General features: G+C 48.5%; 22 protein-coding genes and 4 tRNA genes. 14 read left to right on the top strand and 12 right to left on the bottom strand.

All coding sequences use genetic code 11. The annotated features are described in order from the left end of the window. Positions 1-100: 100 nt before the first annotated feature. Complete coding sequence (ettA, locus tag A5320_RS11930) at positions 101-1,762, bottom strand: energy-dependent translational throttle protein EttA (protein ID WP_068064627.1); 1,662 nt, start codon at positions 1,760-1,762, stop codon at positions 101-103. A 192-nt stretch (positions 1,763-1,954) separates the two neighbouring features. Here ettA and A5320_RS11925 point away from each other — a divergent pair, with 192 nt between their 5' ends. Then, on the top strand, positions 1,955-2,308 hold the full coding sequence (locus A5320_RS11925) for a DUF2750 domain-containing protein (RefSeq protein ID WP_068064624.1): 354 nt from the start codon (positions 1,955-1,957) through the stop codon (positions 2,306-2,308). A gap of 85 nt (positions 2,309-2,393) precedes the next feature. On the opposite strand, the gene A5320_RS11920 is transcribed toward A5320_RS11925, so the two are convergent. The 6 genes from A5320_RS11920 to A5320_RS11895 all read right to left on the bottom strand — a co-directional run bounded on the left by A5320_RS11920 (position 2,394) and on the right by A5320_RS11895 (position 7,180). Further along, complete coding sequence (locus A5320_RS11920; RefSeq protein ID WP_068064621.1) at positions 2,394-2,969, bottom strand: hypothetical protein; 576 nt, start codon at positions 2,967-2,969, stop codon at positions 2,394-2,396. A gap of 64 nt (positions 2,970-3,033) precedes the next feature. After that, entirely contained in the window at positions 3,034-4,470 is a 1,437-nt protein-coding gene (locus tag A5320_RS11915) for an alkaline phosphatase PhoX (protein WP_068064618.1), read from the bottom strand. 194 nt (positions 4,471-4,664) lie between these two features. Beyond that, on the bottom strand, positions 4,665-5,537 hold the full coding sequence (gene tatC / locus A5320_RS11910) for a twin-arginine translocase subunit TatC (protein WP_082971705.1): 873 nt from the start codon (positions 5,535-5,537) through the stop codon (positions 4,665-4,667). Continuing rightward, complete coding sequence (locus tag A5320_RS11905) at positions 5,534-5,962, bottom strand: twin-arginine translocase TatA/TatE family subunit (protein ID WP_068064615.1); 429 nt, start codon at positions 5,960-5,962, stop codon at positions 5,534-5,536. Before A5320_RS11905 ends, tatC begins: the two co-directional genes overlap by 4 nt. Before the next feature lie 2 nt (positions 5,963-5,964). Then, positions 5,965-6,246 carry a twin-arginine translocase TatA/TatE family subunit gene (gene tatA / locus A5320_RS11900; protein ID WP_068064612.1) on the bottom strand — a complete coding sequence of 94 codons (282 nt, stop codon included), beginning with the start codon at positions 6,244-6,246 and terminating at the stop codon, positions 5,965-5,967. A gap of 211 nt (positions 6,247-6,457) precedes the next feature. After that, positions 6,458-7,180, bottom strand: coding sequence for a polyphosphate kinase 2 family protein (locus A5320_RS11895; protein ID WP_068064609.1), 723 nt, complete (start codon positions 7,178-7,180; stop codon positions 6,458-6,460). A 199-nt stretch (positions 7,181-7,379) separates the two neighbouring features. Here A5320_RS11895 and A5320_RS11890 point away from each other — a divergent pair, with 199 nt between their 5' ends. The 3 genes from A5320_RS11890 (at position 7,380) to A5320_RS11880 (ending at position 9,432) form a co-directional block, all read left to right on the top strand. Further along, positions 7,380-8,012: a PepSY-associated TM helix domain-containing protein gene (locus A5320_RS11890; protein ID WP_231916717.1), complete on the top strand. Its 633-nt coding sequence runs from the start codon at positions 7,380-7,382 to the stop codon at positions 8,010-8,012. Positions 8,013-8,087: 75 nt separating this feature from the next. Further along, entirely contained in the window at positions 8,088-8,594 is a 507-nt protein-coding gene (locus A5320_RS11885; RefSeq protein ID WP_068064602.1) for a DUF2271 domain-containing protein, read from the top strand. 1 nt (position 8,595) lies between these two features. Beyond that, positions 8,596-9,432: a DUF4198 domain-containing protein gene (locus A5320_RS11880; protein WP_082971704.1), complete on the top strand. Its 837-nt coding sequence runs from the start codon at positions 8,596-8,598 to the stop codon at positions 9,430-9,432. A 78-nt stretch (positions 9,433-9,510) separates the two neighbouring features. Here the strand turns inward: A5320_RS11880 and A5320_RS11875 are convergent, their stop codons facing one another. Continuing rightward, positions 9,511-9,708, bottom strand: coding sequence for a PA3496 family putative envelope integrity protein (locus tag A5320_RS11875; protein WP_068064599.1), 198 nt, complete (start codon positions 9,706-9,708; stop codon positions 9,511-9,513). A gap of 358 nt (positions 9,709-10,066) precedes the next feature. Between A5320_RS11875 and A5320_RS11870 the strand changes: the two genes are divergently transcribed. Beyond that, on the top strand, positions 10,067-10,612 hold the full coding sequence (locus A5320_RS11870) for a glutathione peroxidase (protein ID WP_068064596.1): 546 nt from the start codon (positions 10,067-10,069) through the stop codon (positions 10,610-10,612). Between the two features lie 63 nt (positions 10,613-10,675). Here the strand turns inward: A5320_RS11870 and A5320_RS11865 are convergent, their stop codons facing one another. The 3 genes from A5320_RS11865 to A5320_RS11855 all read right to left on the bottom strand — a co-directional run bounded on the left by A5320_RS11865 (position 10,676) and on the right by A5320_RS11855 (position 13,650). After that, entirely contained in the window at positions 10,676-11,314 is a 639-nt protein-coding gene (locus tag A5320_RS11865) for a beta/gamma crystallin-related protein (RefSeq protein WP_068064594.1), read from the bottom strand. A gap of 247 nt (positions 11,315-11,561) precedes the next feature. Continuing rightward, positions 11,562-12,329 carry a glycosyltransferase family 25 protein gene (locus tag A5320_RS11860; protein ID WP_068064591.1) on the bottom strand — a complete coding sequence of 256 codons (768 nt, stop codon included), beginning with the start codon at positions 12,327-12,329 and terminating at the stop codon, positions 11,562-11,564. A 163-nt stretch (positions 12,330-12,492) separates the two neighbouring features. Then, positions 12,493-13,650, bottom strand: a complete 1,158-nt coding sequence (locus A5320_RS11855) for a glycosyltransferase family 4 protein (RefSeq protein ID WP_082971703.1) — start codon at positions 13,648-13,650, stop codon at positions 12,493-12,495. A 275-nt stretch (positions 13,651-13,925) separates the two neighbouring features. Here A5320_RS11855 and A5320_RS11850 point away from each other — a divergent pair, with 275 nt between their 5' ends. Both A5320_RS11850 and A5320_RS11845 read left to right on the top strand, forming a co-directional pair. Continuing rightward, positions 13,926-14,675 carry a sulfite exporter TauE/SafE family protein gene (locus A5320_RS11850; RefSeq protein WP_157605787.1) on the top strand — a complete coding sequence of 250 codons (750 nt, stop codon included), beginning with the start codon at positions 13,926-13,928 and terminating at the stop codon, positions 14,673-14,675. Between the two features lie 118 nt (positions 14,676-14,793). Beyond that, on the top strand, positions 14,794-15,009 hold the full coding sequence (locus A5320_RS11845; protein ID WP_068064581.1) for a YgaP family membrane protein: 216 nt from the start codon (positions 14,794-14,796) through the stop codon (positions 15,007-15,009). A gap of 64 nt (positions 15,010-15,073) precedes the next feature. Here the strand turns inward: A5320_RS11845 and rnhA are convergent, their stop codons facing one another. After that, the gene (gene rnhA / locus A5320_RS11840) at positions 15,074-15,541 is read right to left on the bottom strand and encodes a ribonuclease HI (RefSeq protein ID WP_068064578.1); all 468 of its coding nucleotides are present in this window, start codon (positions 15,539-15,541) and stop codon (positions 15,074-15,076) included. 77 nt (positions 15,542-15,618) lie between these two features. Between rnhA and dnaQ the strand changes: the two genes are divergently transcribed. From dnaQ to A5320_RS21720, 7 genes are all read left to right on the top strand, one after another. Then, positions 15,619-16,326: a DNA polymerase III subunit epsilon gene (dnaQ, locus tag A5320_RS11835; RefSeq protein ID WP_068064575.1), complete on the top strand. Its 708-nt coding sequence runs from the start codon at positions 15,619-15,621 to the stop codon at positions 16,324-16,326. Then, positions 16,314-17,876, top strand: coding sequence for a TIGR03503 family protein (locus A5320_RS11830; RefSeq protein ID WP_157605785.1), 1,563 nt, complete (start codon positions 16,314-16,316; stop codon positions 17,874-17,876). Before dnaQ ends, A5320_RS11830 begins: the two co-directional genes overlap by 13 nt. A 107-nt stretch (positions 17,877-17,983) precedes the next feature. Further along, positions 17,984-18,060 (top strand) — tRNA-Asp (locus A5320_RS11825). A 17-nt stretch (positions 18,061-18,077) separates the two neighbouring features. Beyond that, a tRNA-Asp gene (locus A5320_RS11820) sits at positions 18,078-18,154 on the top strand. 25 nt (positions 18,155-18,179) lie between these two features. Beyond that, a tRNA-Asp gene (locus tag A5320_RS11815) sits at positions 18,180-18,256 on the top strand. 73 nt (positions 18,257-18,329) lie between these two features. Then, positions 18,330-18,406: transfer RNA gene (locus A5320_RS11810), tRNA-Asp, on the top strand. A 408-nt stretch (positions 18,407-18,814) separates the two neighbouring features. Next, a complete protein-coding gene (locus A5320_RS21720) occupies positions 18,815-21,010 on the top strand; it encodes a plasmid pRiA4b ORF-3 family protein (protein WP_197490073.1) in 2,196 nt (731 codons plus the stop codon).

Here is a 21,010-nt window from a genome sequence, read left to right as displayed (position 1 = left end):
AATGCCACTTTGGATGTGCTGTCGGTGGATTTGATTTACCTGAATGCAAAAATCCCTGACCAAGCAGGGATTTTTATCAATGAACATGGATGTTTAGTCGTTAAATCTTCTTATACCTAATACGATGCGGCTCCAGCGCTGCTGCGCCATAAGTCGCTTTGACCCAGGCTTCGTAATCTGAATAGTTACCTTCGAAGAAATTCACTTTGCCTTCGTCGCGGTAATCCAGAATGTGGGTGGCGATACGGTCGAGGAACCAACGGTCATGCGAGATCACCATGGCGCAGCCCGGGAAATCGAGGATGGCATTTTCCAGCGCCCGCAGCGTTTCAACGTCCAAATCGTTGGTTGGCTCGTCGAGTAACAGCATGTTGCCGCCGGCCTTCAGCAGTGCAGCCAAGTGCACGCGGTTACGCTCACCACCAGATAACTCGCCGATAAACTTCTGCTGATCGTTACCTTTAAAGTTAAAACGACCAACATAAGCGCGGCTTGGAATAGTGAAGTTACCGATTTGCAGCATGTCCTGACCGTTGGAGATTTCCTGCCAGACGGTGTTTTTTGGATTCATGTTGTCGCGGAACTGATCAACGCTCGCCAGTTGCACGGTATCACCTAACGAAATCGTGCCACTATCGGCCTGTTCAGTACCGGAAATCATCCGGAACAAGGTCGATTTACCAGCGCCGTTGGCACCGATAATACCGACGATGGCGCCTTTGGGAATGGCAAAACTTAAGTCGTCGATTAACACGCGATCGCCGTAGGATTTACGTAAGTTGGTCACTTCCAGCACTTTATCGCCTAAGCGTGGTCCAGGCGGAATAAACAGCTCGTTGGTTTCATTCCGTTTTTGGTAATCCTGGCTTTGCAATTCTTCAAAACGCGCCATCCGCGCTTTGGATTTGGCATGACGGCCTTTTGGATTGGTACGCACCCATTCCAGCTCTTGTTTGATTGAGCGCTGGCGGGCGTTTTCAGTTTTTTCTTCAATTTGCAGGCGGGCATCTTTTTGCTCTAACCATGAAGAGTAGTTACCTTCCCATGGAATACCTTCACCGCGGTCCAGCTCTAAAATCCAGCCGGCAACGTTATCAAGGAAATAACGGTCGTGGGTAATGGCGACCACAGTGCCAGGGTAATCGTGCAGGAAACGTTCTAACCAGGCAACCGATTCGGCATCTAAGTGGTTGGTCGGTTCGTCCAGCAGCAGCATGTCTGGTTTTTCCAGCAGCAGACGGCAGATGGCAACGCGGCGGCGTTCACCACCCGATAACACGCTGATTTTGGCGTCCCATGGCGGCAAGCGCAGGGCATCAGCAGCGCGTTCTAAGGTATTGTCGAGGTTGTGGCCATCTTTGGCCTGAATAATGGCTTCAAGTTCGCCTTGCTCGCGGGCGAGGGCGTCGAAGTCAGCGTTTTCGTCGGCATAAGCCGCGTAGACGGCATCGAGGCGGGTGAGGGCGTAAGCGACGTCGGCAACGGCTTCTTCCACCACTTCGCGTACGGTTTTGCTCATGTCCAGCTCAGGCTCTTGCGGCAGGTAACCAATTTTGGTGCCAGCCAGTGGCTTAGCTTCACCTTCAAATTCTTTGTCGATGCCAGCCATAATGCGTAATAAGGTGGATTTACCAGAACCGTTTAAACCCAACACGCCGATTTTGGCGCCAGGGAAGAATGATAATGAAATGTCTTTGAGAATGGTTCTTTTGGGCGGGACTACTTTGGACACCCGGTACATTGAATAAATAAATTGCGCCATAAAGTTGACTCTTCCAGCTGTGAAACAAGTGGCGAAATTGTACGTTATTTTTCAAGTCAACGGAAAGTGATGCAGCGGGCCTTGGCAATTAAATTCGCCGGTACGGGGCGCTTTCTGGGCTGGATTCTGTTTTAATAGCGCATCGGCTGCTATCTGGCAGCGTCTTTTTTATGCCAACAAAAGGAAACAGTCATGTCCGAGTATGCAAATGATCCGGTATTTCAAGAATTTATCGCTGAAGCTCGCACCCATGGTCAAGTTTGGGTATTGGCGCATGGCGAAGATTTATTAGTCGTCGAATCAGTTGATTTTGAAGATACCGACGTGATGCCATTCTGGTCGAGCGAAGATGCCGCCAAACTGCATTGCAGCGAAGAGTGGGCCGAATACAAACCAGAAGCTATTGCACTGGACGTATTTTGTGATGGTTGGTTAAAAGAAATGTACGACGATGGTGTATTGATTGGCACCAACTGGGACGAATCATTAAATGGCCCAGAAGTAGAACCACGTGAAATCCTGGAAGCTTTGGCTCAGGTACAGTAATTGTTAATGAAGGGGTCAGAGTCAATTGTTAACAGCTCGCTGTTAACAATTGACTCTGACCCCTTGTTATTCTGACGGCCTTTATTTAACGGCGGCGTTGCTGACGTAGCAGCATGGCAAACGCTAGCAATAGCAGGGTTGCTGTGGCAGGCGCCGAAACCAATTTGGTCGGTTGGTTTTTCAGATCCAGCGTATATTGATAACTGCCGAACGGATCAAAGCCAAAATCATTGCCACCAACGGCCAGCGTATAGCTGCCGGCTGGTAAGATGAAGTCAATCAGCGTGCCGTCGGACAATGGCGTGAATGGGTCCGTGCCGGTCAGAAAGGTCAGCGATTCACCAGCAAAGCCAAAGAAATCGGCGTAGTTAGAAAATAACATGCCCGGATCCAACAACAATTCACCGCTGTACAGGCTAAATCCAAATACTATATCGGCTAATACGGCGACCGAGAGTTTACTTTCTTCGGTTAAAGTAAGGATCCAAAAATCCACTTCACCAGCACCATAGTTGTTGGTCCAGCCATTGTCGCTAATCACTTCTGACTGGTATTGACCTGAACCATTCAGCTGGATGATTGCGGCATCGGCGTTAGCACTGACCAATGAACCCAGTCCAAGCAACAGCGCAAAAGCTGCTGTTTTTATGATAGAAAACATGAGATTACTCCAAAATTAAATTGTCAAAGGGCGCCGAAGGGCACCCGGTTTGAGGCATGGAAGTTTACAAAGCGCCTTTTTCCCATGGACCAGTGATAGCGAAAGTGACGCCTGGGGTTTGGATGTTCACAAACAACCAGCGATCGTAAAAACAAGCACCACACCATTCGTTGCCGGTCATGCTGCGACGAGCACTGCCATTGGTTGAATTGCCGACGCTGGCTAGAAAATTCGCCTTGGTGCCAGGATAAACGGCATCAATAGCGGTTAAATCGCCCTGATCCAACGCCATCCGGTTTTCAGCAAAATGGAAAGTGTTGCCTTCAAGGGTGAGGCCAATCAGCCGTTTGGGGTTAGATCCGCCATCTTCACACATCAGAATATTGCCACGCGGGCTTATCGCAATATTGTCCGGGCCGTCGACCTGGCTGCGGTTTTGCGATTCAAACACCAGCGTCAGCAGTTCTTTGCGTGGGTCATAACAAAAGATTTGGCCAAGGCGGGCAGCGCCGCCTGAAGTGGAGACAAAGAAAATTTTGCCATCGTCGTACCAGCAACCTTCGCCCCGCTCAATGATGGCGGCGTCCGATGCCTGATTAAAACAGCTCATTGTGAATGCGTCCGGATCCGGCACTTCCTGCCAGCTGACATTCCAGCTACTACCTGGCAGCAAGCCACGACGCAGGTCCACCCTGGCCGTGTTGTTCAGCACCATCGCATACAGGGTGCCGCCGGAGCGTAAGTCGCCCCAGGCACCGCTGGGTACAAATTTGTAAAAAGCAGAGCTGCCGGTATCTTCAGTTTGATAAACCGCGCAAGTTGCTGGATCTACCGCTACTGCTTCGTGCGAAAACCGGCCCATTTCGCGGATCGGTTTGCCATCAGAAATACCAAAACCCGGCACTTCAAACACATAACCGTGATAGATACCTTGAGCTGTTTGGTAAGTTTCTTCACAGGATAACCAGCTACCCCAAGGGGTGGTGCCGCCAGCGCAATTACGGATGGTGCCGCCGAGGCTGTTGTAAGAAGACAAAAACTTGCCTTGCAGCGTATCAAACAAAATATTTGAGGTGCCACCACGCTGGGCTGCGTTGTAGACGCCACGGCCACCACGTGGTGCGGTGTTATGGCCAGAACTGCCTTGTTCATGGTTACGTACCAGGCAAATTACATTGCCTTTGACCGCGGCAATGCCCATACCATCGTGGGCGCCAGGTGTTGGAGTGCCATCGGCCTGAGTGGAACCGGTCCAGCCAAATGAGGTATATTCAAAACCCTCAGGTAACGCCAGTAACATTAAGCCGGTAGCTTTACACGGCTTGACTGATAAAGGCCCGTAAGAGTCGGTGTAAGGCAGGCTGGCTGCCGATGCTTTGCTGGCTAGCATGGCAAAAGCTGTGCTGGCAGCAACCACGCCGGTGGCTTTGAGGAAATCGCGCCGGTTAACAGCGCTTTGCAGTGTTGATTCTGTTGATTCGGTAGTAATGGAACTTGTCATTTCAGATCCTATTGTTATCGGTGTTTAGCTGAAGTAGTGATGTGCAATACAAGCCCCGGCTTGCGTCAACACGGGATCCACCTTAATGCCGCTAAGTGACAAAAATCAGGCTAAAAAGTGACCGTTTTGTAACAATAAAATAGCATTTTGAAGTGGCGAAAACAGAGCTGGATTACGCGCGCGTCAGGGCTGTGTCAGAGTTGTGTTGCCGTGCCTGCCGCCGCAATACGGGCAGCTCGCTGTTGGGCTTTGGCGTCGGCGGCGGTCCAGTGGATGAACAAAATAGACAGTTCATACAACAGCACCATCGGCACGCCCAGTGCGATTTGTGACACCAGATCCGGTGGCGTTAAGATGGCCGCCACCAGGAAAATCAGCACGATGGCATGGCGCCGGTACTGCTTTAATTGGTTACTGCTGACCAGGCCGGCCGTCGCCAGCACCAATAACAGAATGGGCAGTTCAAAACACAATCCAAAAGCCAGGATCAACGCAATCACCAACCCCAGGTATTCACTAACTTTGGCTTCCAACGCCACACTGATGGCGTCTGCACTGCCGGTCGTTTCAAAGCTGATAAAGAAGTGCCAGGCCATCGGCATCACCAGATAAAAGGCCACGGCTGCCCCCAGCAGAAATAACAGTGGCGTCAGGCAGAATAAAACCTGCAGACTTTTTCGCTCATGCTGGTAAAGACCGGGTGTTAAAAAGCGCCAGCACTGGATCAGTAAAAACGGTAAGGTGAAAAACAACGCACTGAAGAATGCCAGTTTTAAATAGGTAAAAAAGGCTTCGTGCAAAGCGGTGTAAATCATCCGCCGACCGCTGTCCGGCCCAAAAATGGTGAGGAGCGGTTGTTGTAAAAACTGGTAAATCACATCGGCGTAACTATAAGAAACCACAAAGGTGATGCTAAAAAATCCCAAACAATACAACAACCGGCGCCGCAGTTCAGTCAGGTGATTTAACAGCGGGGCCGTGCTGGCGTCTGCTTTCTTTTCCGGTTGATGATTTGCCGGTTGCTGATTTGTTGCTTGAGGATCTGCCGGATTGTGTGAAGAGGTCATGGCTTCAATTCTTCGGTGGTTATTTGGTTTGCAACAGCGGGCGTTATTGCCGGAGATGCAGCTTGAGACGTTGCAAGTGTGGATTGCAAAGTGGAATGCTTTTGCTGCGCTTCGGCAATCAGTCGCTGGCGTTCAGCATGTTGCTCCGCCGTCATTGATCCAGGCAGGTAATCGGCAGGTAGATTACGCACTTCCTCCGGCAATAATTGCTCCCAACTTGGTTCAGCAACACCTGCTGGATTGTTGGTCCGGGTCACTTCTTGTTCCAGCTGGTGCATGCTGCGCAGAATACTCCGGTACAGGCGCTGACCTTTCGCAACAAGCTTGCCACCGGCTTTAAACACTGCCGGTAAATCTTTGGGGCCGATGACTAATAATGCCAGCACAGCCACCAACAGCAATTCACTCCAGCTGAGATCCAGCATTGTTAAGCTTGCCTCTGGTGCAGTGGGTCGGTTTGCACGTCAGACCTTGCATCAGCTTTCACTTCAGCCTTCGCTTCAGCGGTCACAGCTTCCGACAGCGGCGCGGACCGAACTTTTTCTGTCGCAGCACTGGTCACTGGCTGGATTTGCTCGTCGGCAATCCCTTTTTTAAAACTGCGAATGCCTTCAGCTAAATCGCCCATCAACGCCGGGATCCGGCCACGGCCAAATAACAAAATAAACAGCACCACCACCAATAAAATTTGCCATATGCTCAGACTCATCACATCGACCTTTTGTAGAAGTTGAGTGATTACCTTAGGTCTGAAATATTTCCTGCAGATGAACGAATTGTGAATGATTGTCGGCTGGTAATGGGGGTTAATATCGGCGTTAGAGTCACTTGTTAACAGCACTCGGTTAACAATTGACTCTGCTCCCAAAGTTAACATTTGGGATGAATGATTGTTAAGTCAGAGTGGCTGTTTCGTCGATTTATTCATGTTGCGCGAAAAAATCCTGAAATTGCTTTGGTTGCTGCGGTAACGTCATATCAACACCTGGCGATAACTGGGTTAGCAGCAGCTGAAAGCAATCAACCCGCGCTTGTGATTTATCATTGCCGTCAATTTGATGCCAGGGGGCATTGTGGGTATTGGTTTGCAGTAACATGTCCTGTTTTGCCGCCTGATAATCTGCCCAGCGGGCGCGGTTTCGTAAATCTTCTTCTGTTAGTTTCCAGCTTTTGGCAGGGTCTTCAAAGCGCTGGCGAAACCGTTTTAATTGTTCCTGCTCAGAAATTTCCAGCCAAATTTTTACTAACTTGACGCCTTCTTGTTGTAATGTCGCTTCAAACTGATTTATTTGCGGGTATGCACGTTGCCAGGCGGTTTCATCACAAAAACCCTCGACTCTTTCCACCAGCACCCGGCCATACCAGGAACGGTCAAACACCGCAAAATGCCCGCGTTGTGGCAAGCGTTGCCAGAATCGCTGTAACCAATGTTGTTGCTGTTCAGTATCATTGGGTGCGCTGATCGGCCACACATGTAGCCAACGTGGGTCCAGACACCAAGCAACCCGCCGGATAATACCGCCTTTACCCGCAGCATCCTGTCCTTCCATCACGATCACGGCGCTTTGCTGCTGCCGGCTCATTGCTTGCTGTAATAACGCCAGTTGTTGCTGTAATTGGGCGAGTTCTGCTTTGTTGTCCATAAAATCTCCAGTGATATTGCGCTTCAGTATAACCAGACTTTGAGCCTGACTGCGTCCCAAATCGCCTTCCGTGTCTTGTTCAAAAACGACGCTGAGTAAAGATCAGGTAAAGAGCATGGCGCCTCAGCTGAATAGCATTGCAAATGAGAAGGATTCTCAGTAAGATCGGCGTATTATTTTTCATCTGTTGTGGTGCAAGGTGTCGTCTGCAGTTCCCAAACCCAGCGTCTGGCTGAGTAAAACCATGCGGTTGGTGCATATCTACAGCTCGATGCTGGTGTTGGTGTTGTTGTTATTTTTTGCCGTCACCGGTATCACGTTGAATCATCCGGAGTGGCAAAGCACTGTTGGCGCAAGTTCAACCAGCCAACAACTGCAATTGCCGGATGCGCTAAAAACCTTGCCGTGGAGTGATGACGAACTCGAGCAAGCGGTGCAGGCCAACAAAATTGCAGCATGGTTACGAGCGCAGCATCAGGTTGAAGGTGCGGTGTTTAACTTCAGTTATGACCCGGATGAACAACTGCTGGAACTCGATTTCAAACGCCCGGCCGGTTATAGCACGGCCGTGATTGAGCTTGCGGCAGGGCAGGTAGAACTCAGTACCGAATATGCCGGCACGCTGGCGCTACTCAATGATTTACACAAAGGCCGTTATGCCGGCAGTAGCTGGAAATGGCTGATTGATATCACCGGAGTTGCTTGTCTGTTGTTTGGGCTGACCGGTTTTTATTTGTTGTGGCGCCAACCATCAAGGCGCCGTAGTGGCATCAATACCGCCGTGTTTGGGGTGATCCTGATGTTACTGGCTTATCTGGCTGCGCTGCATTAACCGGCAGCTTTTGCTTTAGAAGATCAAGCCTGAAAGGATCAGGCACCTGATCACCTACTCGAAAATGAGGGACAAATGAAATTACATTCGATGGCTTTGGCTGCAACTTTGGCTTTTAGTACTTTGCTGGTACCGGCACAAGCAGCTGACACTTTAAACATAGCACTGGAACTGCCAAAACCAGAGCATGGCCCTTATCACCGGCCTTATGTGGCGGTTTGGATTGAAGATGCCAAAGAGCAACCGGTAAAACTCATTGAGCTGTGGCGGGAAAAACCGGATTGGATCAAAGATTTACGTCGGTTCTGGCGTAAAACCGGCCGCAGTGATCAGGCATTGGTAGACGCCCGCACCGGTGCGACCAAAGGCCCGGGCAAATATCAGCTGAGCTGGAATGGCCAGGATAATTCAGGCAAAGCCGTTGCTGCCGGTCAGTACTTGTTAGTGGTGGAAGCCGCACGTGAGCATGGCGGCCGTAATCTGGTGAAACAAGCATTTAACTGGGATGGCTCTGCCGTCGATATTCAAGTCAAAGCCGGCAGCGAAATCGGTGCCATCCAATTATCTAAGGGAGCGAAATAATATGTTGTCCAATAAGCAATGGCTGTCGGCTAAAACGACTGCAAAAACAACGGCCTTGGGTCTGTTAGCTGCAATGTTCAGTCTGCAATTGTCAGCACATACCATGACCGTCGTACCAAGCCATTATGTACAGTCCAAAACCGGCGGCTGGGTCAGCGTTGATGTGTCGGCCACCAATATGACTTTTCAGTGGGATAAAGGCATTCCACTGGAAAACTTCAAAGTCTTCACCCCAGATGGCCAGCAGGGCAAAGTGGACTCGGTATATCAGGGTAAGCGTAAATCTCAGGCTGATGTCGAGCTGGCAACTGAAGGTACATACCGCTTAGAACTGGGTAACGGTAGCCGCTTTTTCACCAGCTATGAACTTAAAGGCGAGCGCAAGCGTTTGATGGCCAATAAAAAAGACCGAGCAGCCCAATTACCGGCCGGTGCTGAAAAAGTCGTGACGACGCAGGGCAACAGCCGTGCACTGGCCTTTATTACCGTGAATAAACCATCCGATGCGGTACTGGCACTGACCAACAAAGGTCTGGAATTTCAATTTGATCGCCATCCAGCGGATATAGTCGCGACCGAAGAAGTCACTGTGACTTTACTGATGAACGGCAAACCGGCGGCAGGTGTGGAACTGGATTTATCGCGTGACGGTGAACTGTACCGGAACGAGCCAGAGCGGATGCACCATAAAACTGACGCCAGTGGCAAATTCAGTTTTACCGCACCGGTGGCGGGTCGTTATTTATTAGAAGCTTCGTATCAGGCCGACGTGAGTAACGAACTGACTGATAAAGTGCGGGAAGGTTTTACGTTGAGTTTTGAAGCAGCGTTGCCGTAAGTAAGCGTACACGTCATCGATATATACCTGAAGTAACAAAGGGCCCGCAGGCCCTTTGTGTTTTGAATGGTTTGGAGATTAATACTCCAGACCCAATTCGTCATCTTCTTCTAAGTCTAACAACCGACGTAATCTTTTTTGCTCCAGCAGATCATCAATTTTGCGTCTGGCTTCGAGTTTATGTTTATTTTTGCTTTCTTTGCCGCTTGTTTTACTCAGCTTCAGTTCTGCTGCTATATCAACAGCGTCATAGTCCCCAACGATCATTTCTGCCATTTGTCGTTACTTCCATGGTTTTATTCTTGTTTTTACCGGTATAGCTGCCCTGGCGCAACAGGTTTAACTATCGGCTGACCCTAGCGTTTTAGCGTTAAAGTTTTCGCTACAAAAGCGATTTATTTTTATCGTGACGATAAATAGTACTACATTTACCGCTAAGTCGTTGCCTTTTATCGCAGTTCTGCGCCGCTTCACCGGCAGTGCCGGATTTAACGCTGGCGACTTTGCTGCTTTAGTGAACAATAAACGGATGCAGAGAGGATCCTTTACCGATCACAAAACGATCTATTCGGTATACTGCAACGTAGATAGGATCACTTCGCAACACACATCAGTCTTTAGCAGGAGAACAACAATGCGTACTTGGATTATCGGATTAGGGGCGCTGTGCCTTGGTCAAGCAGCTTTAGTACAAGCCAATCAGTGTGGTGATATTCTTGGCCATTCAATGCAGCAACTGCATAGCAAAGAAACCATTGATTTATGTGAAGAATATAAAGATAAAACGCTGCTTATTGTCAACACCGCCAGTAAGTGTGGTTTTACGCCGCAATTTAAAGAATTACAGGCCTTATCAGAAAAGTACGCCGACAAAGGCTTAGTGGTGCTGGGTTTCCCTTCTGATGATTTTATGCAGGAACATGACGACGAAGCCAAAACTGCTGAAGTTTGTTATATCAATTACGGCGTGAAATTCCCGATGTTTTCAACAAGCGCCGTGCGTGGTGATGATGTAAATCCGGTATTTAAAGCCTTGATCGCGAAAAGCGGTGAAAAACCTTCCTGGAACTTTAATAAATATCTGGTCAGCAAAGACGAAAAAACCGTGATGCACTTTGGCAGCAAAGTAAGCCCGGCCGATGCTGATTTTGTTGCTGCGGTTGAGAAGATGTTGAAGTAGTTCAGTTTGCAAAGTACCAGTTAGGCATTTCTAGAACTGGTACTTTGATTTTGGATAATTATATTAGTTTGAACATGACCCTTCTGTTACGAGCACAGACGATGCAATGTCATTAAAATTACGTGGAACCAGATCGGAAACATTGGTGCCAAATTTAATTGAGCGACCTTGGAAGTGATTGTGTTCGTACATAGTTACACAGCTTCCAACGCCAACTTTTACCGAGCTGATGTAATCATTTGCATGGTAAACTCGATTCTTGACAGTGTTCCAGTTTCCTTGACCTAAATCTCGGTGAAATCCACTAGGCGGTAATGTGAAAGAAAGTGCTTGATAATCGCGATCCCCGTAGAAGTGATTCATGATTTCGCTATCACAACGATGATGCTTAAACACTTGCAGGGAAGTAGTTTGATTGTCAAAGCCGTATTGGGCTAAATCTGAGTATTCTCCAGCGGAAAAGTATTTTGCTGTGGAGCTATATCCAGCATTCTGAAACAAAACGACACAAGATCCAGCTTCGACTTTAATTGAAGACAATGCATCGTTGTCAAAAACGTTTTGCTTCTTAACTTCGTCAATCATTTCACCGTCAGTAACATATTTTGCGCTTCCAGAAAAATAACTGTGCTCATAAAGTGTTACTCCAGCATGCGAAGATGCCGAAACTAATGCAAGAACTGCGAGTAATGTTTTATTCATATTTAGAATCCTTCTAAGTTTATATCTTGCCAAAACTGGCACTTAGAATTCTATCATTGTTTCTAATTTGTGTAAAAGGTAAGTTTTCTGCTTGTTGTTGAGTCTGTTTGGTTGTGCTTTTTATTTGTTGAAAATTTATTTTTAAATAAAGGTTATATTTTATGCGCGGTGGTTTGTCTATGCAGAATTTAGTTTTTGGCCAAAAGGGATTTATCTTGGCTTCAAGCGTGATGTGACAAAACAAGAATTAACGTTTCTCAACAATTTTGTTTAAGCCACCAGAAGTGTACCACCATCGATGCCAAGCCGCATGTAAACGGTATTTCAGGTTCCTGCCAAATGTGGTGTCACCTTTGCGGCTACCACCACTGATCGCATTGATAACACTGTCAAATTTGCTGGAAGGCCAGATGGTGTATGGCAATAACGAAAATAGTTGTAAATCCAGTTCATGGCCAAACTGTAAATCAATATCGACTGGACGAAAAAACTTGTCGCGACTGAGTAGTTTTCTGGCCCCTTGTAAATTGATGGCATATCCGGTGGCACAGTTAGGAACTTTTTTGAAATTTACCAATTCGAAGCCGGTTTCCAGGTGTAATTTTTGATGTGCTGGGGTGGCTCTATCGTCAGATAACTTGATATGGTCCCAGCCTGTCAGTGCGTTAATTTGCCTGATGGCTTCAGGAAGGCGTGTATCAACATCAATATCATCTTCCAGCACAATCGCCATCTCGATATTTTGGTCTAACATCAGTTGCCAAATGCCGCGATGAGATAAATAGCAACCTATTTCGCCGAGGGATAACGATCGGCGAAAAAGTTGTTTGTTTGCAGGTTTGTCATAACAGGCGTCAATTTCCTCCGGCGTCAAATCCTTGCCATACACCGCATTAAAACGTATCGGCTGAATACCCAAGGCCAGCAGCTGTTGCTCAGCATATTGAAAGCGTTCTTGTGAACTTTGAAGATTGATCACAAAAACCGGGACTTTTACTGGATCCGACACTGACATGAATAAACCTGCTGCTGACTTTAAAATTGGCAGTTTACGCAAATTCACGTCGAATCTCTAGCTTGAGTATATTCTGAATTACCGACTCTATAGTTCAATGTGGCTGGTGAGTTTTGCCCCCCTCTGCAGCAGACTGTTTTTATCTCATGTTACGGTTTCAAATTTAGGCGACCCGCCGCAAATCAAAGCCTAATTGCATAAAATACTGCCGCCAGTCTTGCTGCCAGCGGCTCAGTGATAAACTGCGAACGGCGGTAGCATGTGCCTGAAATGCCATACGCTTCGCGTCTTCCGGATGCTGCAGACAATAGTCCAGCTGCGCAGCGAGGATGTCGGCATCTGGCATCACTATCTGTCCATTGAATTGATCGATGATCATATTACTTAAACCACCCACATTAGTGCTGACAATAGCACAGCCGGCAGCCATCGCTTCCGCCAGACTTAATGACGAACCTTCCGAACCAATCGAAGGTAACAACACCAAATCATGCTGATAATGGATGTGCAAAGCTTCGTCCGGACCATACCGACAGATTTGAACTTGTGGGTGCCCGGCAAAGGCGGCCTGAATTTCGCCTTCCATCGGGCCTTCGCCAGCGAAGGTTACTTGCAGCTTTGGATACTTCAACAGTAATTTTTGCACGACTGCAATTGCCAGCTGAATGCCGCGGTAATCCACAAAACGACGGGCGATGAGTAAGCGGGGGGCGGCCAGCGGCTGTTGCCATTTAAGTTCAAGCTGTTGCTGGCTGATAGCGCCAGCGCTGAAATTCATAATCACCCGTACCAGAGTTTTCGCCGGGAAATGACGATAAGTGCGGTACCAGTTGACAAAATTGTGGTCGACACAGACCAGATTGCGGCAGTCCCGAATGTAATTTAAATACTTTTGATGATTGAGCAGGCTTTTGATAAAGCCAAAAACGCTGTTGGACGCGGGTTTGTCCCATGACACGCCATGCTGGATGGCGATACTGCGGCGATAATGGTTTTTCACATAATAGCTATCAGTACCAAAAATAATGCTGTCAGTCTCATCGTTATAGTTGCTGCTGATAAATTGAAATAACGCCAGTTTTTTACGATTGCCGCGATATGCCCCACAGTGAACCCCCATCACTTCAATGCCTTGAAAACAGGCGCTGAAATCATGGTCAGCGGTTTGTACCACCACACAACGTTGTCCTTCACTTTGTAATAGCCTGGCCAGTTGCAGCAGATAATTTTCAATACCACCAAGCATCAGTTGTTGGGTTTTTGGGTCATAAAAGTGCCGATAAACTAAATAGGTGGTGGCCGGAGCATCATGCTGCATCATAGGGATCCATGGCTTGGGAGTGGGATAGTTCGAATGCTGAAGGCCAATGACCCTCTACAGCTGCGCATTGTGCATGGCAAAGCCGTTAAAAAATGTTTCCGTTTGTGCAGGTTTGTCGGACCAGCGTTGCCGATGATATTGCTGATTGTTTTACTGATGGCATCGTGAGTGAGAAGTAACAACTTGATCACCAGCCAGACAAGCACTACTATCAGCGCTACTGCCAGTTCTGGTTATTACGTTATTCCATTTTAGAATATAGGAATGAAGCCCAATTGTTGCTGACGATGCTTGCCGCGCTGTTTATTGGTTTATGTCTGGGACTGTTTGGTTCTGGCGGTTCCATTATGACAGTGCCGGTGTTGCTGTATTTGCTGCAGTTACCGGAAAAAATTGCGATTGCTTCGGCGCTCGGCATCGTGGCATTGATTAGCATAGTGGCGTTGTTACCTTATCTTTATCGCAAGCATCTGCAGTGGGCATTAGTGGCTAAGCTCGCTCTTCCTGGTATTTTTGGTGCATGGCTTGGCAGTTTGCTCAGTCATCAGGTTGAGGCCTTCTGGCAAATTTTACTACTGGCGCTATTAATGAGTTTCAGTGCGGTGAATATGTGGCGGCAACAGCTGTGGCGCTGGCCACTGTCACGCAGCTGGCAATTGCTGGTGCTGGGAACCTTGTTAGGAGCTGTCACCGGTTTTGTTGGGGTTGGCGGCGGGTTTTTAATAGTACCGTTATTGCTGGCGGTGACTTCGCTGACCATGGCTGCGACCATTGCCACCAGTCTGCTGCTGATTTTCCTGCAAACCAGCAGTGGATTTATCAGCCATTATCTGCAGTTGCAGCAACAAGGTGTGCAGCTGGATCTGCAGTTAATCGCAACCATCGGCGCCTTGGGAGCCTTTGGGAGTTTACTGGCGATGCCGCTCAGTCAACGCTTGCCACAGCCTATGTTACGCAGGGCTTTTGCCGTGTTGTTATTGGTTTTAGGCATCAGTCTGATCGTGCGCCAGCTGACAGCTGGATAGCCATTCAGAGCCCAGCCAAAGCAAGATTATTATTCTGGATCAACCATTCCGACAGTATTCCGATTGTCGGAATGATTAAAAACTTTTACATTAGAAAAATCTAAATTTGAGGTTAACTATGACAGTAGAAAGAGCAATTCTGGCATTCGCCGGACTGATGGTGCTGTTATCGCTGGCTTTAACTTATTACGTGCACCCGAATTTTGTCTGGTTGACAGCTTTTGTTGGCGCCAACTTATTTCAAAGTGCCTTTAGTGGATTTTGTCCGGCAGCGCTGGTGTTGAAAAAAGTATTTGGCATGCCAACGGAAGCCGAAAGAGCCAGAGCTGTTTAAAGCAAAGGTCTTTGCGGTAAAAGCATCAGCCAGTGCTGTGGCAAAGAGTGGGGGAGACACCGCACTAGCTTGCGCTAAAGCCGGTGTCTTCTGCGGTGGCCTTTTCAGTGGCAGCAACTCGCGCCAGTTCGTCACAACGTTCATTCTCCGGATGACCGGCATGACCTTTCACCCATTGCCAGTCAATGTGATGACGGCTGCTAGCGGCATCAAGTCGCTGCCATAAGTCTTTGTTTTTCACCGGTTCTTTTTGACTGGTGCGCCAATTATTGCGCTTCCAGTTTTTTAGCCATTGGGTAATTCCCAGCCGCACGTACTGGCTGTCCGTGGTCAGCACCACACTGCAATCTTCTTTTAAACTTTCCAGCCCAACAATGGCCGCCATCAGTTCCATCCGGTTGTTGGTGGTTAACTTAAAACCGCCTGCCAACTCTTTTAAATGTTGATTGTATTTTAACACCACGCCATAGCCACCAGGGCCAGGGTTACCCAGACAGGATCCATCAGTAAAGATTGCCACAGTTTTACGCATCAATTTATGCCTTTACGCTTCCCAGGTGTTTAAACGGCGTATAATCTAACGCAAAAGCGCAAAAAAACGAACCCAAGATGGCAAAACGACAGATTATTCTCGATACCGAAACCACTGGTATCAACCCACTCGAAGGCCACCGCATCGTTGAAATTGGTTGTGTCGAGATGTTTAACCGCCGGCTGACCGGTAATAACTTCCATGTTTACTTAAATCCAGATCGTTTTATGGATCAGGAAGTTATTAACATTCACGGTATCACCAACGAATTTGTCGCCGATAAACCGCGTTTTCGGGATATTGCCCAAGACTTCTTTGCGTACATTCAGGGCGCTGAGCTGGTGATCCACAACGCCGCGTTCGACGTCGGTTTTATCAATAATGAATTTAATCTGCTCAACCCGCCACTGCCAAAAGTCGCAACCATCTGCGCCGTGCTGGATACGCTGGCGATGGCGCGGGATTTACATCCGGGCCAGAAAAACAACTTAGATGCGCTCTGTCGTCGCTACGATGTTAATAACAGTCACCGGACTTTCCACGGCGCTTTATTAGATGCGGAAATTCTGGCTGATGTGTATCTGGCGATGACCGGCGGTCAGGTTAGTTTGAACCTGGCGGCACATCAGGACAATGCAGCGCAACAACTACAGCAAACCAATCAGGGGTTAATTCGCCGTGGTGTGCTTAATGTGATCAACGCCAGCAGTGACGAATTAGCGGCGCATGAAAAACGCCTCGACTTAGTGCAGAAAAAAGGAGGCAGCTGCCTGTGGCGAAGTTAAAGACGGCGATGAAGTGTAGTATTGCGCTACTGCTGATTGCGGTGAGCCCGGCAGGCGCCCAGACCGCTGATCCAAAAGAGCCGGTGGCGGCAGTGAAGGCCGTTGAAACAAAGGCAGCCAAAATAAAAAATGCCGCAAGCAGCACCGTGGCCGAGCCGGATGACACCAGCACAGGGTTAACCGAGCTTCCTGACTTATCAGCGACTAATCAGATCCCACTGCTGAATAACCGCTTTCGTATTGATTATGAAATTGATGAAATCACCCTGGTATTTTTCCGGAAAAAGGGGGCGCCTTCAGTGGTGCTGGTCAAACCGGATGGCAGTAAAGTGTATGCCCGAACTGCCAAAGACCATCAGATGGAATGGCACGACGATAAAACCTACGACTTAATTAAAATCAAACAACCAACACCGGGTCCCTGGCAGGCGATTGGAAACATTTTGCCGGAAAGCCGGATCATGGTGCTAACCGATATCGATTTACAGGTAGATCCGTTGCCGACCGATATGATGGTAGGGGAGTCGCTGAAAGTTACAGCCCGGCTGACCAACGGTGGTAAGCCTATCAATGCGAAAGATTTTCGCGATGTGCTGAAACTGAATGTGCTGTTGATCAGCACGCAAAAAGCCGAATATGACAATCACAGTCAAACCGTGCTGGAATTCACGTCGTTTCAGGATGATGGTAAAAACTTTGATGAAAGACCGCGTGACGCCATTTTTACCGGTGAGTTTAAACTGGACTTTCCGGCTGGTGAATGGATCCCAAAATACATCGTTAAAACGCCGTTATACACCAGGGAGCTGATGCAGGCGCCGATTATCGTGCAACGGGCTCCGGTTACTTATGCCGTAGTTGAAGCTCTGGATGAAGCAAGTCGTCATCAACTCACTTACACCATTAACGAAGGGCCAGCCGATGGCAACACAGTGGCGTTTCAGGGGCGGATCCGATTTCCGAATAATGAAGTCCAGAGTTTTACCTTAGGTGAAATGCCTGGCACTAACCGGGTGTTGGCGGTTGCCAATGCCGGTATTGGGACCTATCGCGTTGAAAATATGATGTTTGGCCGTACCAAAGGCGGTCGTGAGTTTGTGATGAGTCTGCCCGAATATACCTTTGCTGTAGTAGGGCCTAAGGTAGAGGTGCCGGAAATTGCAGCAGAAAATGCAGCGCCGGCCACCACTGAAGGTGAAGGGGAAGCGGCTGCTATTACGGTGGTTGCAACAACGCCTGAACCCGTCGCCGAGCCGGAAAAACCTTTTCCGATCGGCTGGGTGATTTTCGCCAATGTGCTGATCCTGCTGCTGGGTGGTGGCTCGGTGTTGTGGATGATGCACGACAAATCCCGGCAGATGTTGTCGATGTTACTGGCGAAATTAAACCCGGCTTCCCTTATCAAGCGTAAGAAATCCGGCGCAGGTGCTGACGCAACTGCTGGCGCTGCAACATTGTCGCAAGCTGTGGCTACCGAGACCCCGGCTAAAAAAGCTCAAAAAAACAACGGTGGTGATGATATTTTAGATCTTTCATTACCGGATGATTAAGGATTAGCCAAATGCGCCAAAAAAGAGGTTGACGGCCTATCGGCGAATCCGTATTATTCCCGCCGCAACGCAGCATACCCAATTGAAAATGCTGCTGTGCTTGGCGCGGAGCGGTAGTTCAGTCGGTTAGAATACCGGCCTGTCACGCCGGGGGTCGCGGGTTCGAGTCCCGTCCGCTCCGCCAATATTTCGATGTACACCGGAGCGGTAGTTCAGTCGGTTAGAATACCGGCCTGTCACGCCGGGGGTCGCGGGTTCGAGTCCCGTCCGCTCCGCCACTACATTGAAAATGCTTCCTGATCCGGAGCGGTAGTTCAGTCGGTTAGAATACCGGCCTGTCACGCCGGGGGTCGCGGGTTCGAGTCCCGTCCGCTCCGCCACTTCAGTTAGTTACCTGAAAAAGTTTATTCTTTAACAGGATTTAAGCCAAAGAGCGCAAGCTCACTCCAGCGCGGAGCGGTAGTTCAGTCGGTTAGAATACCGGCCTGTCACGCCGGGGGTCGCGGGTTCGAGTCCCGTCCGCTCCGCCACTTTACTGGGTTGATAACTCAGTAAAAAAACAACCAGCCTAGTGCTGGTTTTTTTTATTTGGAATAAGCTGTCTGACGACAGCAGTTCAGTCGGTTACTCTCTGTTAGAGCATGGCCGGCCTGTCACGCCGGGGGGCGCGGGTTGGACGTCACATGTTCGAGTCCCGTCCGCTCCGCCACTTTTACTGATATGAGTAAAATGATTTCAGTAAAACATCAACCAGCCTAGTGCTGGTTTTTTTGTGCCTGTAATTTGTAAAACCCCCAGTGGCGCCGGCCAAGCTATCCGCAATGCTAGTTTTAGTGATAAATTCTGCCTCAATCTTTCAAATTGGACTGCTGCGATGTTGATGTTTAGCGGCAGTATCAATGACTTCAACATTTAACTTATTCCAGGCAAAACCAGTCATGAAAAAACTACAGTCAAAAGATCAAAAGGCCTTGAATGCATTATTGAGCCAGCTGGATAAATCAGCCCAGGCGGACACATTCAGTTTGAACGGCTTTGAGTCTTTGCTGGCGGTCCCTGCCGTTGCCATGCAGTTGATTGAAATATTGCTGGCGAGCACCGGAGTGCTAACTACAGAGCAACAAGAAAGTCGCGGGATGCTGTTGCAGTACAGTTTGAAGTTGTGTCTGAATGATAATGACTTTGGCAGCAGCGGTGTCGCTGAAATGAAACAGGCAATTGAGCAGCAGCTTAGTCAGTATCTCGCAACACAACAGCCGCCAGATTTTCCGGTACTGCGCGCCCTGATTAATATTTTATTCCGGGCCGAAATTATGATCAGCGACAGTCTGCTGGAGCAAATTAATCAGGCGGAATACCCACAAGCTGAGGGTTCGGCCGAATTCAGTGAACAGGTGCTGCACAATCTTTTGGCGGAGATTGCCGCTGAATCTCAGGATGCCAGTCTTTATGAGCTGACCGAGTATTTATTTGAGCAATTCAGTCAGTTACCGCCAGCGGTCGCGCCGATGATTGCGACGATGTTGTTACAAGCCAAAGACGAAAAGTTACGTCGTTGTGCCACTTTATTTCTATTACATCCACATCCGTTATTTCGAAAGGCGATGCTGGACGCGTTGCCGTCACTGGCGCAGCAGAAGCTCTTACGCTCAATCGATTTGCAGCGTCTGGTGTGGTTACGTAACTGGCTGCAACAGGACGCTCATCCAACGCTGGACCGGTGTATCAAGTTGTTGCAGCGCCAACAATTGCCGGTGGCTCCTATTCCCGAAAAGGTCACGATTACCGCAGCCTCAGCAACGCCGTTTGATAACAATGGCACCATGATGCTGATTGTCGAATTGAAGCAAGATCGTCATTTTTTGCTGTTTTCATTTATGCTCAAACAAGGTGACGGCATTAAAGATGCGTTTATTACGCCACCTTTAACCCGTAAAAACCTGAATGAAATGAAATCGAATATCCATGGTGAAATGCCGGTGGTCGCGATCGATAACGAAGTGCTGGTGGCATTGCTGGAGCATTTTTTGATCTCCAGCCGTGAGCAAAATCGCTTGCCGCTGGCGCTATTTTTGTTTCGGGAACTAACCGCTGATGTCTGGGGAACGCCACACGCCATTAGCGAAGCGCAAGTCCGAACTGCGTTGCAAGGGCAGAAAAACCGTAAAAATAAGCTGGACTTGATTGAGTTTTTGGCTGGCTGGGCAAAACTATCAAACCAGCCCAAGCAAGACCTCTCTAACTATATCAATACGCAGATGGAGCCAATGCGGGAAGTCTGGCGTGAACGTTTTTTATTGACGGCTTTGGTGTTTGCAAAAACAGCCAATGATATGCAGCAACTTTTTCAGGCTGCTACGGATATCGCTGCAGGGCTGCCATTGATTGGCATCGACGCCATCAAAGTGATTGCCATCCACAGCCTTGGTCAGTTAGATCAAGCCGATGATTTGCTGCAGCAATTATTGGCAGCAAACGGCTTGGCTATTGAAGATTTAACGCGTGTTATGGCTACCGAATTGGACAACCTTGCAGCTGGCTTCGACGTGGGACTGCCAGAGCTTGATCCCACCAAGCGGATCAAACGCGCCGTGTATCAGCTGAAAATTCAGCTCAAGGGTAGTAAACCGGTGATCAGCCGTACTTTGCTGGTGATGAATACAGTGAGTCTGGAATCTCTGCACGAAATTCTGCAAATTGCGATGGGCTGGGAGATGGAACACAGTTACGAATTCAAAAATGCCGAGTTGAGTTTTGTGCCCCCTTGGTTCGAATTTACCGATGGGTCTTTTAATAGCAATGAAGGTCAACTACGCGATTTGCTGAAAAATCAAGATGATAAGATGACATATGTCTATGATTTTGGCGATTGGTGGGAGCATCAGATCACCCTTGAAAAAGTGCTGCCGGCCGGGCGTAGCAATATCCCAACACAGCTGCTTAAAGCCAAAGGCGATTGCCCGCCGGAAGATATTGGTGGCATCAGTTTTTACAATCATATACGGGCTGTGTTAACCGATCCAACCCATCAAGACCACAAAAAATTCTGTCGCAAATATAAGATTAAATCAGGCACCTGGGATGCCGATTTTGTTGATATCGAAGAAATTAATCAGTGGTTGCAGCCTGAATAA

The organism is Rheinheimera sp. SA_1 (genome assembly GCF_001669775.1).
Classification (GTDB): Bacteria; Pseudomonadota; Gammaproteobacteria; order Enterobacterales; family Alteromonadaceae; genus Pararheinheimera.
The sequence above is the reverse complement of the archived record's forward strand: the minus strand, read 5'-3'. Positions and strand labels throughout refer to the sequence as shown.

Excerpts from the sequence above, each read along its gene's own strand:
- A5320_RS21720 (WP_197490073.1), top strand. The coding sequence starts at position 18,815 with ATGAAAAAACTACAGTCAAAAGATCAAAAGGCCTTGAATGCATTATTG.
- A5320_RS11895 (WP_068064609.1), bottom strand. The coding sequence starts at position 7,180 with ATGGACAACAAAGCAGAACTCGCCCAATTACAGCAACAACTGGCGTTA.
- A5320_RS11865 (WP_068064594.1), bottom strand. The coding sequence starts at position 11,314 with ATGAATAAAACATTACTCGCAGTTCTTGCATTAGTTTCGGCATCTTCG.
- A5320_RS11845 (WP_068064581.1), top strand. The coding sequence starts at position 14,794 with ATGACAGTAGAAAGAGCAATTCTGGCATTCGCCGGACTGATGGTGCTG.
- A5320_RS11870 (WP_068064596.1), top strand. The coding sequence starts at position 10,067 with ATGCGTACTTGGATTATCGGATTAGGGGCGCTGTGCCTTGGTCAAGCA.
- A5320_RS11860 (WP_068064591.1), bottom strand. The coding sequence starts at position 12,329 with ATGTCAGTGTCGGATCCAGTAAAAGTCCCGGTTTTTGTGATCAATCTT.
- dnaQ (WP_068064575.1), top strand. The coding sequence starts at position 15,619 with ATGGCAAAACGACAGATTATTCTCGATACCGAAACCACTGGTATCAAC.
- A5320_RS11925 (WP_068064624.1), top strand. The coding sequence starts at position 1,955 with ATGTCCGAGTATGCAAATGATCCGGTATTTCAAGAATTTATCGCTGAA.
- A5320_RS11885 (WP_068064602.1), top strand. The coding sequence starts at position 8,088 with ATGAAATTACATTCGATGGCTTTGGCTGCAACTTTGGCTTTTAGTACT.
- A5320_RS11875 (WP_068064599.1), bottom strand. The coding sequence starts at position 9,708 with ATGGCAGAAATGATCGTTGGGGACTATGACGCTGTTGATATAGCAGCA.
- rnhA (WP_068064578.1), bottom strand. The coding sequence starts at position 15,541 with ATGCGTAAAACTGTGGCAATCTTTACTGATGGATCCTGTCTGGGTAAC.
- tatC (WP_082971705.1), bottom strand. The coding sequence starts at position 5,537 with ATGACCTCTTCACACAATCCGGCAGATCCTCAAGCAACAAATCAGCAA.
- A5320_RS11880 (WP_082971704.1), top strand. The coding sequence starts at position 8,596 with ATGTTGTCCAATAAGCAATGGCTGTCGGCTAAAACGACTGCAAAAACA.
- A5320_RS11855 (WP_082971703.1), bottom strand. The coding sequence starts at position 13,650 with ATGATGCAGCATGATGCTCCGGCCACCACCTATTTAGTTTATCGGCAC.
- A5320_RS11920 (WP_068064621.1), bottom strand. The coding sequence starts at position 2,969 with ATGTTTTCTATCATAAAAACAGCAGCTTTTGCGCTGTTGCTTGGACTG.
- A5320_RS11915 (WP_068064618.1), bottom strand. The coding sequence starts at position 4,470 with ATGACAAGTTCCATTACTACCGAATCAACAGAATCAACACTGCAAAGC.
- ettA (WP_068064627.1), bottom strand. The coding sequence starts at position 1,762 with ATGGCGCAATTTATTTATTCAATGTACCGGGTGTCCAAAGTAGTCCCG.
- tatA (WP_068064612.1), bottom strand. The coding sequence starts at position 6,246 with ATGAGTCTGAGCATATGGCAAATTTTATTGGTGGTGGTGCTGTTTATT.
- A5320_RS11905 (WP_068064615.1), bottom strand. The coding sequence starts at position 5,962 with ATGCTGGATCTCAGCTGGAGTGAATTGCTGTTGGTGGCTGTGCTGGCA.